At 28.3% G+C, this 12,314-nt stretch carries 12 protein-coding genes, 1 tRNA gene, 2 rRNA genes and 1 riboswitch; of the genes, 4 read left to right on the top strand and 11 right to left on the bottom strand.

Translation table 11 applies throughout. From position 1 onward, the window contains the following. On the top strand, positions 1-123 hold a 123-nt coding region (locus B2671_RS17560), incomplete at its 5' end, for an ATP-binding protein (protein WP_414632609.1). Between the two features lie 96 nt (positions 124-219). Here B2671_RS17560 and B2671_RS03440 read toward each other — a convergent pair. From B2671_RS03440 to rrf (B2671_RS03400), 9 genes are all read right to left on the bottom strand, one after another. Then, positions 220-2,130 (bottom strand): CotH kinase family protein, encoded by a 1,911-nt coding sequence (locus tag B2671_RS03440; RefSeq protein WP_346869167.1) that lies wholly within the window; start codon positions 2,128-2,130, stop codon positions 220-222. 19 nt (positions 2,131-2,149) lie between these two features. Beyond that, positions 2,150-2,836, bottom strand: coding sequence for a DUF4956 domain-containing protein (locus B2671_RS03435; protein ID WP_346869166.1), 687 nt, complete (start codon positions 2,834-2,836; stop codon positions 2,150-2,152). A 26-nt stretch (positions 2,837-2,862) separates the two neighbouring features. Continuing rightward, entirely contained in the window at positions 2,863-3,549 is a 687-nt protein-coding gene (locus B2671_RS03430) for a polyphosphate polymerase domain-containing protein (RefSeq protein WP_346869165.1), read from the bottom strand. Between the two features lie 343 nt (positions 3,550-3,892). Next, positions 3,893-4,010, bottom strand: a 5S ribosomal RNA gene (gene rrf, locus B2671_RS03425). Between the two features lie 71 nt (positions 4,011-4,081). Beyond that, positions 4,082-4,432: a PH domain-containing protein gene (locus B2671_RS03420; protein ID WP_346869164.1), complete on the bottom strand. Its 351-nt coding sequence runs from the start codon at positions 4,430-4,432 to the stop codon at positions 4,082-4,084. 136 nt (positions 4,433-4,568) lie between these two features. Beyond that, entirely contained in the window at positions 4,569-4,925 is a 357-nt protein-coding gene (locus B2671_RS03415) for a hypothetical protein (protein WP_346869163.1), read from the bottom strand. 363 nt (positions 4,926-5,288) lie between these two features. After that, positions 5,289-6,026, bottom strand: a complete 738-nt coding sequence (locus tag B2671_RS03410) for a trimeric intracellular cation channel family protein (protein ID WP_346869162.1) — start codon at positions 6,024-6,026, stop codon at positions 5,289-5,291. Positions 6,027-6,115: 89 nt separating this feature from the next. Continuing rightward, a riboswitch (glycine riboswitch) is annotated at positions 6,116-6,215 on the bottom strand. 408 nt (positions 6,216-6,623) lie between these two features. After that, positions 6,624-6,699: transfer RNA gene (locus B2671_RS03405), tRNA-Lys, on the bottom strand. Between the two features lie 5 nt (positions 6,700-6,704). Further along, positions 6,705-6,821 (bottom strand): 5S ribosomal RNA (gene rrf, locus B2671_RS03400). Between the two features lie 384 nt (positions 6,822-7,205). Between rrf (B2671_RS03400) and B2671_RS03395 the strand changes: the two genes are divergently transcribed. Then, positions 7,206-7,673: a hypothetical protein gene (locus tag B2671_RS03395; RefSeq protein ID WP_346869161.1), complete on the top strand. Its 468-nt coding sequence runs from the start codon at positions 7,206-7,208 to the stop codon at positions 7,671-7,673. A 48-nt stretch (positions 7,674-7,721) separates the two neighbouring features. Here B2671_RS03395 and cysS read toward each other — a convergent pair whose 3' ends face one another. Continuing rightward, positions 7,722-9,128: a cysteine--tRNA ligase gene (gene cysS / locus B2671_RS03390; RefSeq protein WP_346869160.1), complete on the bottom strand. Its 1,407-nt coding sequence runs from the start codon at positions 9,126-9,128 to the stop codon at positions 7,722-7,724. 490 nt (positions 9,129-9,618) lie between these two features. Here cysS and B2671_RS03385 point away from each other — a divergent pair, with 490 nt between their 5' ends. After that, the gene (locus B2671_RS03385) at positions 9,619-11,223 is read left to right on the top strand and encodes an amidohydrolase (protein ID WP_346869159.1); all 1,605 of its coding nucleotides are present in this window, start codon (positions 9,619-9,621) and stop codon (positions 11,221-11,223) included. Between the two features lie 81 nt (positions 11,224-11,304). Here B2671_RS03385 and B2671_RS03380 read toward each other — a convergent pair whose 3' ends face one another. Then, positions 11,305-11,682, bottom strand: coding sequence for a hypothetical protein (locus tag B2671_RS03380; RefSeq protein ID WP_346869158.1), 378 nt, complete (start codon positions 11,680-11,682; stop codon positions 11,305-11,307). Between the two features lie 193 nt (positions 11,683-11,875). Here B2671_RS03380 and B2671_RS03375 point away from each other — a divergent pair, with 193 nt between their 5' ends. Beyond that, entirely contained in the window at positions 11,876-12,100 is a 225-nt protein-coding gene (locus B2671_RS03375) for a DUF378 domain-containing protein (protein ID WP_035134290.1), read from the top strand. Positions 12,101-12,314: the final 214 nt, after the last annotated feature.

Below are 12,314 nucleotides of genomic sequence, written 5' to 3'. Positions count from 1 at the left end.
GGTTATGGTTTAGGCTTAGCTATTGCAAATGCCATAGTAACAAGCCATAAAGGAAAGATTTATGCCAGAAGTAATGCAGGAAAAGATACTTCCTTTATTATTGAACTTCCTATTTTAGAATGAGAGAATTTATAATTAAACACAGAAAAGTACTATAATCTAAATTATATAAGTTTAAAAGCTATCTTAGATATATACTCTGAGATAGCTTTTAGTATTTTATACATGATATTTTTTTCTTTTAAACCTTAGCACTACTATTATTGCTACAATTATTCCTACAATACATATAACATATATTATTAAATTAGATTTAATGTTTGCATCATTTGACGTATTTCTCATGATATTATTAGGAGAATTTCCTCTATTAACACCACCTGGATTATTTCTTGGCATAAAGTTACCCTGAGGAGCTCCCTTTTCAGAATTATTCTGCATATTGCTAGGTTTTTCTCCAATCCCCATTCCCTTTTCAGTATTATTATTCTCTTTCATATCTTGAGGAATATCCTTTCCATCTCTATTACCTCCACCACCTTGACTACCAAGTGCAGATAAATTTAAATTAGTAGCCATATTTCCAGTAGAAGTAGAGGACTGGGATCCAGAAAGTTGAGCCGATATACTCTTTGCTCTGTCTACTCCATAGGTAATTAACTCAGGAATAGAAGCTACATATTCATCGTAGGTATAAAATGTTGTAGCATCATTTTTCACATAGTCACCAATTAAATTATCTATATTATTAATTGTTTCAGTAAATACTCCACTATTTACATAATCCTGAACTATTTCATTAAGGTACTCATGATATTTTTCTTTATACTCGTCTACTTCGAGAAGCTTTCCTATAAGTGGACTACTTTCTAAACTATCACCTACAGGATTATCAATGGGAAAGTTTATAACATTACTTGCACTTCCTCCTTGAAATGCCCCAAAAGCTAAATTGTAATCCCAAGGAAGTATTGAACATATTCCACCCTGTTCATATAGATAATAATTATGTTTCATGTTTGATGCATAACTGTCTAAATTTACAACAAAAGTATTTACTGCAAAATATCTTAATACTTCATCTACATCTAAATATTTTTCTATGTCATCAATATCTTCATTAAGGCTTTTTATCATGGCTATTATTTTATCGTAGTCATCTTCATTTGTATAATCAAAAATTGCATTTTCAAATATTATAGAATAATTAGAATGTTCATCTCCAGAATATACCAGATCTGCTCCACCAGTATCTCTTCCCATAGGTCCATTGATTTCTTTCCCTTGTTCCATAGTCATATTGTTATTTGCCATATTCACCTGGTCACCTTTTTCTGGTGAGTTATTCATTTCTGGATTTGGTGGTGGAGACATTAAATTTTCTTCATTATTAAAATTAGGATTTTTCTTATTAGTATCTGTTGTAGCTTTTGTTGTAGCATCATTATTCATCTCCATATCAACTTTAGCTCCACCCATTCCTCCTGCCATATTAGTAGTTTCAGGTTTATATAAATTTCCACCTGTTGTTCCATAATATCTTTCAATATAGCTTTCTTCCATAACCTCAAGAGCTAAGTATAAACCCCAAGGCTCTCCATTTAAGGTGATGCTAGCATACTGAAACGCTGGAGTAGAAACTCCCATTTTGTCTAATAGATCATAGGAAAGATATTCTTTCATATAAGTTGTATCCTGCATCATATTATTTAATGCTAATTTCTCAAGACCTTTAAGAGTTTGTCCATCGATATATTCATCAAATTTAACTTTAAAACTATATCTATCCGTAGTATCATCATTAGCAATTTGTGATAATGTTGTATTTCCCTTAGCTCGAAGCCCAACATTATAGTATGTTTCTCCGTTAATAGTTATATTGGCACTATAATATTCTTCTTCCATAGCATTATCTGCTAGTTCATTCCAAAGTTTCTCATCTATATCTATATCAATTTCCATAATATCATCTTTGTTAAAAAGATTTGTTATATACTCTGGGTGGGTTGTTTTCCCTGTAGCATTTGCTTCAAACCTAGACATATCAACGGTTGCCATTACTCCAGCCAAAGCTATGCTTAATGTCATAATCATTGCTATAAAAATATTTATATATTTATTCGAAATCACTTCATACACCACCTAAATATTAAGACATGTATTCTCCGTTGTAACTTACTAACACTGCATTGTTTACTCCTGATATACTGCTAATTTCATTTACAAATTGAGTAGACATTTCTTTTAATCTTATTTCTACTGTTAATTCAATATTACTCCCTGCAGAAACAGTTTTAGATTTCACCACGTGTTTTTTAACATATTTATTAATATACTCCATGGCATTATTTTCACTGCTATCTCCCTTACAACTTACAACTAAGATATAGGGATTATCAGTACTTTTTTTATTTGTAAACACCATAATCATCATTCCTATAAATGCTGAGCCAAATACCGCAAGAGGTATTAATCCGGCTCCTACAACAATTCCTACACTTATTGACCAAAATAAAAATGCAATATCCATAGGTTCTTTAACTGCTGTACGAAATCTTACAATTGATAAAGCACCAACCATACCAAGTGAAAGTACTACATTAGAAGTAATTGCAAGAATAATTAATGTTGTAACTAAACTCATTGCAATAAGTGAAATACCAAAACTTTCTGAGTACATTACGCCCTTAAAAGTTTTCTTATATACTAAAAATATGAATAGTCCAATAGCAAGAGCTAGTCCTAGGGCTATAGCTACATCTACAATTGAAAAACTAGATGCCTTCTCTAAAAAACTTGATTTTAAAATATCATTAAAACTTAATGCTTTATCCATTTTTATTTCCTCCAAATAACTTAATTTTATTCGTAAATTCTGCAAGCTGCATATTTTGAAAAAGCAGAACTTTCTATATCTTTTGTTTGAATCATATCTCTAATAATTTCAGGAAAAAACTCATCAAACTTAACCTCTAAAACTATAGGACTCCTTCCTGGCATTCCAACGGTAGCAAGCTTATCATTAAAAAAATTTTGTGAATATAAACCACTCTTAATATTACTATCAAAGGTAATTCTCACGTTTCCTGGCTTAAATACATATGCTTCCCTTGTATATTCAACTATAGTCTTAGGACGTAATAAATCATATTTCATCTTTGAGTATAATTCCGTTAAAATAGGCTCCTTATATTTAAATATGTCATCAATATTATTTTTAATTATATCTTCACATTGATTTATAGATATACTTATTGCAATCTTACTGCATAATCCATTAACTTTACTTTTTTTCTCTAGTTTTATAAAGGAATGATTATCATTATAAACTCTTAATCTAAATTTTTCTCGATTATTTACTCCATTAATTTTTCCCATTAATGCCTTGTTATTAATATTGTCAAAATATAGACTCTTTACAGTATAAGTATCCTTATCTCCTGCATTGTCATCTAACTGTGCAATATTTTTTAATCTGCTTTTAATTGCCAAATAGTCTGAAATATTTATTAAATGCTTTATCTCGTGTCTAAATTTAACTTGTTTCATATAAATCACCTCCTTGTGTCATCTAATACAATCCTATAATAAAATACTTAGCTTAAATTTATCTTAAATTTATTTTTATATACCTTACCTATATATTTAGTTTTTAATCTTTATATACTAATAGTTTGCTATTAGTATATACTTGGCTACTAATTAATAATTATGTACAGAAAAAGAAGAAGAGATAAAAAAACTATCTCTTCTCCTTTATATTTTAAAGTCATCTTATAAAATCTTTAGTTAATTTAAGATTATAATAGATTCATTAATAAACATATTATCAATAAAACATTATACATCCTTTTTTATCTTGCTTCTTTAAAGTTTTTAGCTTCTGTTCTATACCCGGCAATAACTAATTTTCCCACATTTTCATTAATGTAGTATATATAGCCTATTAGAACTTAACTTACGTGTTCGGAATGGATACGGGTGTAGCCTCTAATAGTATACTCACCAGATTTATTATTATTATTTACTATTATTATAGATAATAATCATTAAATCTTTAAGTTTCTTTTAGCTACTTATTTTAGTATAAATTTTTATTTATACTATCTACAAAATTATGTACATCTTTACTTATGATAAATTTCATGGAATAAGATTTTCCTTTTCCAGCTATAAAAATTTTATGACCAAGCTTTTCTTCATTAGCATCTAAATATTCAATATCTTTATATTCTATAATATCATCATAAATCAAGAAAAATCTTTTACCACAAAATCTTATTTTTTTATTAGTGGTTACCAGTACCCCTGTAATTGTGTTTTGTCTTCCATTTACAGTGCTTTCAAAAGCACCTTCCACACAATAACTTATAACTTCATCTTTAATAAGTCTCTCTTCAATTAATTTTAACAATTTTTCTTGTCTAGTCATATCACTACTCCTCTTAAAATAATAGTCATCACTATATATATTAATATACAGTGATGACCATTTCTATATTTTTACTTGTTTATTTTAATATTTTATCTATAAATATTTACATTTAAGTTATTGATAATATTATATTTTACCAGAAAAATCCACCAAATGGGCATATGCAGAATAATAGTATTAAAATTATCCACCAATCATCTCCGCTTGAGCATTGGTTATAGTTTGGATAACAATGGCATGGAGGACATGGTGGACATGGTTTTGGACATGGTGGACATGGTTTTGGACATGGTGGGCATGGTTTTGGACATGGTGGGCATGGTCTATGATGTGATGGCTTACAATCATGTCCCCAATTTCCATCTTTGCCTCTAAAGTACTCTTGTTCAAAATCTACTCCATCCGGTTGTCCATATCTGTAATCTTGAGCAAACATTTCTGCTGAATAGTCTTGTTCATTATAATTATAAAATTCATTATTATTTAACATATTATATTCTCCCCACTTTTTAATCAGTTTTATAATAGTTTTAATCACTAAACATTTTATAGTAACTTATAGTATATAAAATATTTTGTTTAGAACTAATATATTGATGTGTATATATTAAGGACTAGCTTCAAAGCTGTTCTTAATAATATAATATGTAATCATAATAATTTTGTGATGTATACTTATAAAATTATTAGAAATAAAATTATTATTTTTAACACTCTATAGTGGATTAAAGTGATGAAATTGAAAGAGAATTTATATGAAAGCAAATTTTGCTCAAAATCTTTTATTAGTGTTATAAATACTCCAATATATTATTAAAATCTATATGAGCTTATTCTTTACTTAAATATTGCTCTATAAGTTTATATCATACTTGTCTGAATTAAATATTGGTAAATTTAATTTAAATCTTATAGATACAGCTCTGCATAATAATATTATTGTGAAGCATACCCAAAAAGTTACATCGTAATTCACTCCATAAAAGTTAAATAAGTAAAATACCGATGCTCCAAGTATTGATGCCACTGCATAAATCTCTCTTTTAAAAATCATTGGAGTATCCTGAACAAAGGTATCCCTTAAAATTCCACCTCCAACACCTGTAATTAATCCCATACAAACTACTAAAAATATATTACTATGGCCTTGCTTAAAAGCCAAATTTGCACCTAATATTGTAAATGTAGCAAGTCCAATTGAATCTAAAATTAATATTACTTTTTTTAAGATAGCTATTTGCTTTCTTCTATTAGCTATTTTAAGTATTTGTTCCTCACTCATATATTTATTCCCCTGAGATTCAGAAATAATTTCTTTTCTTTTAGATGTAGTGTACATAGTAGATAGTTTCGGATATCCGTAAAAAGCCATTATAGATACCACTATACTTATAATAAAATAATTAGGATTTATAAAAGCAGCTGGTGGTATTTGTCCTAAGGTTATATCTCTAAATATTCCACCCCCTATAGCTGTAATAATTCCTAAAAATATAACTCCAAATAAGTCTAATTTCTTTTGCATTCCTACTAAAGCTCCAGAAATTGCAAATGCAACTGTTCCAACAACTTCAAAAATAATTAATAGCATAATTGTATTCTCCTTTCTATTTTGTGTAATAATATTCCAATTTAATATTTTACAATATAAAAGGAGTAAAAAACATAATTAATAAATGCTTTTTACCCCCTGTCCTTTTATCTGAAAGATTCCCTATAAAGGTTGCTTCGTTGATGCTCTTTAATTATTAATGTAAAGAGTCTCTCCAGGGTTATGTCCTGCTATTGTATTCAACCTGAAAGTTTCAAGTTAATTAAAAGCTTATAATTAACTCTTTCTCCTACGGTTACTTAGTCTTTAAAAAAATTAAATATCTTCAATAACATTCATCCATACAATATTAAGTTTAATTTTCTTCCTTACTTAATTTATATGAATTTTTCATATAAATCAAGATATTTTATAATATTAAATACTAGTTTGATTATCTATACGATTTCAAAATTTAAAAGCAATATATTATATCCCTGTAATTTTCAATAGGGCTTTTCATACTTAGAACTCGTTGTCCTTTAGGCGCAATGGTTATCCAGGGACCTAGCTCCTCTTTACTGTCACTTTGAAAGATATAGGAGTAAGAGCTTGTAATTACCCTATAAAAAAAACACCTTATAAAATAAGGTGTTTTGGTGGCTCACCGGGGGATCGAACCCCGGACACCATGATTAAAAGTCATGTGCTCTACCGACTGAGCTAGTGAACCAAACTACCTGGCAATAACCTATCCTTCCACACAGCCTCCCGTGCAGTACTTTTGGCTCTTTGAAGCTTAACCGTCGTGTTCGGCATGGTTACGGGTGTTACCTTCAAGATATTCTTACCAGATAAGTACATAGACATTATAATTATCTTTGTACTTTCACAAACTAAATAAGTTTGTCTTTAATGAAGAATTTTTTAATTCCTCATTAGCATTGCGATAATACTACTAACTTAGTTGTTGATATACGGATATTGCTCATATAGAAAAAGTCTGCAATATCATCGCCCATTTAAGAAAATAACTATTTTCTTTATCATCAAATACTTTCAATGACTTTTATTATTTTACTCGATTATTTATCCTGTGTCAATAATATCATCTATACTTTTATCCATTTCTCTGGCTATATGTATTTTGCCATAGTTGAAATCATATGTAAAATGAATATATATATAATCTACTTAATATACTTGAAATATGAATTTTAAATTTCCAAGGAGTATTTTATGGAGGATATAAGCAAAATAGCTACTAGCATAGACAATTTAACAGAACTAATATCGTCTAGCCTTGATAAAATAAATGAAAGTTCTTCAAAATCTGCTTCTGATCCCAGTACTTTACTTTCTCTTAAAAGTGAGTTGCTTTCTTTAACTGAAATTACTACTAGCCTAAATGTTCTAAAAACTCAACTTAACTTATTAGCTATTAATGATTATGAAGCTTTATATGTAGCTAATTGTATATCGCCTTTGCTTCAAATATTATCTCAACTTTCTAACACTTCTTCTCTCATTATGGCCTCAACACAATTACTAAATAATTCTACTACCACTAAGAGAAAAACCTCTAAATTGAAAAAAGTTGAAAAAACTGCTTATAAAATTCTAGAGCAAATTAACTGTGTATATCCTGTATTGGAATGTAGAATATATAACTTTATTAATAACGTATGCAATTGTGAGGATAAATAAAAACACATGGAGTTATTTTCAAATTCACCCCATGTGTTTTTAACTTATTTACTTTACTCTCCAAGAAGTTCCTTCTTTACTATCTAACACTTCTATATTCATTTCTAGTAACTGTGCTCTAATTTCATCTGATCTTTTATAATTTTTTTCTTTTCTTGCAATGTTTCTTTCTTCAATAAGATGATTTATTAGTTTCTCATCAACTTCAATAGCTTCTTTTTCAATAGTCATTAAATTAAGTGAAAAAACTTTATCAAAATCTTCAACTAAAAATGCTTTCTCTTTATTATTTAATCCACCATCTTTTATAACCTCATTAAGCACTGTAAATGCATTGGCTATATTTAAATCATCACTTATTTGAGTTTTAAACTTTTCTTGATATCTGCTAATAAGTTCTTTATTCATACTATAGGTTTCATCAATATTAGTTAATATAGTCCCTATTTTTTTCTTTAATGCCCTATAGCCATTTTGAGCATCTTTTAGACTTTCAAAACTAAATACCAGTTGTTTTCTATACTTAGATTGTAAGCAGAAATATCTATAATCTAAGGGACTAAATCCTTCTTCTTCAAGTTTAGATACTGTTAAAAAGTCTCCACTTGATTTAGACATTTTGCCACCATCTAATACTAAGAATTCTCCATGAACCCAATAATTTACCCATTTATGACCTAAAGCTGCTTCTGATTGAGCAATCTCATTTGTATGGTGAACTGGTATATGGTCTATTCCACCACAGTGAATATCAATATTCTCACCTAAGTATTTAATACTCATGGTAGAGCACTCTAAGTGCCATCCTGGAAATCCTCTACCCCAAGGAGAATCCCATTGCATTATTTGATTGGAAAATTTAGAATTTGTAAACCATAGCACAAAATCTAAAGGATTCTTCTTATTTGGATCTATTTCTATTCTACTACCAGCTTCTAACTCATCTATACTGAGATTTGCTAACTTTGTATAATCTTCAAATTTATCTATTTCAAAATATACATTTCCATTTGATTCATATGTGTAACCACGTTCCTCAAGCTTTTGAACAAATTTAATCATATCCTCTATGTGTTCTGTTGCTCTACATACCACTGTTGGTCTTTTTACATTTAGCTTTTTACAATCTTCAAAAAAAGCATCTTCATAAAATTTTGCGATTTCCCATACTGTTTTATGCTCACGACTTGCACCTAAAGCCATTTTATCTTCACCTTCATCTCCGTCTGATTGAAGATGACCTACATCTGTTACATTCATAACATGCTTAACTTTATAACCTACATATTCCAAGGATTTTTTTAATGCATCCTCAAATATATAAGTTCTTAAGTTTCCTATATGGGCATAATTGTAGACAGTAGGGCCACAAGTATACATTCCAACTTTATTTTTATTGGCAGGAATAAATTCTTCTTTATTTCTAGTCATGGTGTTGTATAAATAAAAACTCATCTCATGTCTCCTTTACATATTTCTTATAACTAATGTTTTAATGATAATTACTGTTCTGTAACTTATAAATTATCTATATAATATATGCTTAACTATATTTATACTTTACATAACATTAAACCGTTCTTATTCTAAATCATATTAGTATAAAATATAAAAAGCTACAGAACCAACTGTAGCTTAAATAACGATTAAAATTCATATCAATTATTAATTACATTATTATAGCTCAGTAGTATCTTGTTAAATTATACATATGTTACTACAGCAACAACAACATCTACACATAATAATGCTCTCCTTTAAAATAATTTATATTTAAATTTTATCATATAATAATAATTTTACAAGTTATATGTATAAATAACCCTACAATTTATTAAAAATTTCTCAACAACTAAAACCTTTACAAGTTTTAAAGAGGATTTTATATTATTCTAAAGAATAACTATATATATTATGTAACTATATTATAATAGGTGGTGATTATATGTCTATAGATATATACGTTAATGGAAATGTTATATCCTTGGATAACAATAAAGTTTATGAAGCCTTTGCTGTGAGAAATGGAAAGTTTCTAGCAGTAGGATGTAATAAAGACTTACTGTCATTATTTTCTAAAGAGGATTATAAAGTTACAGATTTAAAAGGCAATACTGTAGTTCCAGGTTTTAATGATGCTCATATGCATCTACTTAATTATGGGTTTCAAAAGACTGCAGTAAGGCTAAATAACATATCCTCCATAGATGAAATGATTAGTGTTGTGAAGTCGTATATTAATAAAAACAATATTCTAAAGGATACATACATAATTTCTAGAGGCTGGAATGATAACTACTTTAAAGAACAGCGACTTCCTAATAGATATGATCTGGATAAAATCTCCTGTGACCATCCAATTATATTTTCTAGAATATGTGGTCACATAGGGGTAATTAACTCAAAAGCTATTGAGCTCTTAGGTATAGATAAAATGAAAGAAAATCCTACTGGTGGTGCTATAGATAGAGAAAGTGGAGTTCCTACTGGAATTCTTCGTGAAAATGCTTTAAATATTGCACTTAGTAAGGTTCCTCCCACTTCTGTGGAAGAGATAAAAGCTTCTCTCCGTAGTACCTTTGATGACTTAATTAAATGTGGCATAACCTCTGTTCAAACTGAAGACTTAACTCACTGTAGAAGTTTACCTAATTTAATTCAAAGTTATAGAGAGTTAGAAGAAGAAGGCAACCTCTCTGTAAGAATAACTCTTCAACTCTGCCTTAATACTGATGAATTATTAGAGGAAGCTAATAGTTTTGGTTTGAAGTCAAAGGTAGGTAGTGATTTTCTTAAGGTTGGAGGTCTTAAGCTTTTTCAAGATGGCTCTTTAGGTGCTCGTACTGCAGCTATGATAGACAACTATGAGGATACTCCTGATAATGGTATTAGTATTTATTCTCAAGAGGATTTAGATAGTTTCGTTACTAAAGGTTTTGAACAAGGATTTCAAATTATTATCCATGGTATTGGAGATAGAGCTTGTGATATGATATTAAATTCCTATGAAAAAATCTCTAAAGATACTGAGGATAATCTTAGACCTGTTATAGTTCACTGTCAATTTACTAATGATGATTTATTAAATAGATTCAAGGAGCTCAATGTAGTAGCTAATGTACAACCAGCTTTTATTATGAGTGATTATCCTATAGTTGAAAAAGCTGTAGGTAAAGCTAGAACTAAAAGTAGTTATGCCTTTAATTCTATGATACAGAAATGTATTCCTGTAGCCTTTAGCTCTGATGCTCCTATTGAAAGTTTTAATATAATCCAAGGAATCCATGGAGCTGTAAATAGAACAGATTTAAATAATAAACCTAAAGATGGCTTTAATATTGATGAAGGTGTTACACCTTTAGATGCTTTAAAAGCTTATACTATAGGACCTAGTTACATGTCCTTTGATGAAGATATAAAAGGCAAAATTAAAGTAAATTATCTAGCTGATTTTGTAGTTTTATCTCAAGATATAACTGCTGTATCTAAAAATAGAATTAAAGAAACCAAAATTTTAGAAACCTATGTTAATGGAATAAAAGTTTTATAACATATTTATAAAAAATAAAGAAAAGGATGTAAGTATTCAATTATACATGCATCCTTTTCTTTATATAGTTCAATTATATTTTTACTTACTATTAGAATTATTTTTAACTCTATTAGGTTTTGCCTTTGGTCTTATTACTATATCATTTTTATTACTCTTAGGTTTATTATAAGCAGCCTTGGCAATTTTATTTTGAGTCTTAGACATGAAGCCACACAAATCCCAAAACCATAGAAATAATATAACAAATATACCTGGTATTACATAATTTGTTACTAACACTGGTAATGTTGTAAATACTAGTGGTGGTACTACAAATACAATAAAAGCCATTATAAGTACTAACCACTTGTTTATTTTTATTTTGTCAAATACAAATTTCTTTAGTAAAGCATATATACCTAATACTATAATTGAAAATAATAAAATACTTCCTAAAAATATTAATACATTTTTCATAAAATTCCTTCTTTCAAATATATTGTAACTAAATAGTATTATATAATATATATCTATAAAAATGTACTTACTATAACAGATTTTTCAGATGTTCACAAAATATTAATAATAGGATTTTTTATGATTTTTTGTTTAAAATTTAAAACTAATGGTAATACTATCAACTGTAATCTATTTAAAAGGAGATGTTTTTATGAAAGTATTAGACTCAATTGCACTAATTTTAGTTATTGTTGGTGCGGTAAACTGGGGCCTAATAGGATTATTCCAATTTGACTTAGTTGCAATTTTATTTGCAGGTTCTAGTGCCTTCGGTGCTATAAGCACATTTAGTAGAATTGTTTATGCCATAGTAGGATTAGCAGGTCTTTATGCTATATCATTCTTTGCAAAGAGTAAATATACTGATGTGGAATAATTTCTAAAGCCGCAATTGCGGCTTTTTTATTTTATAATTTTATAGGATTTATTTTGTTTTTAATTTATAATAGTTTAGATAGGTTCGTAATAGCATAATATAATATAATTTAAATAAATTTTTTAACTTATATAAAAATGCTCTATGCTTAAACATCCTATGAAAAATTTAGCTGAGGTGTTATAAAATGATAAAATATATTTCTTATAATGTT

Origin of the sequence: Clostridium sp. UBA5119 (assembly GCF_002414285.1) — a bacterium.
Classification (GTDB): domain Bacteria; phylum Bacillota; class Clostridia; order Clostridiales; family Clostridiaceae; genus Clostridium_J; species Clostridium_J sulfidigenes.
Note: the sequence above shows the minus strand (reverse complement) of the source record. Positions and strands in the feature narration are given on the sequence as shown.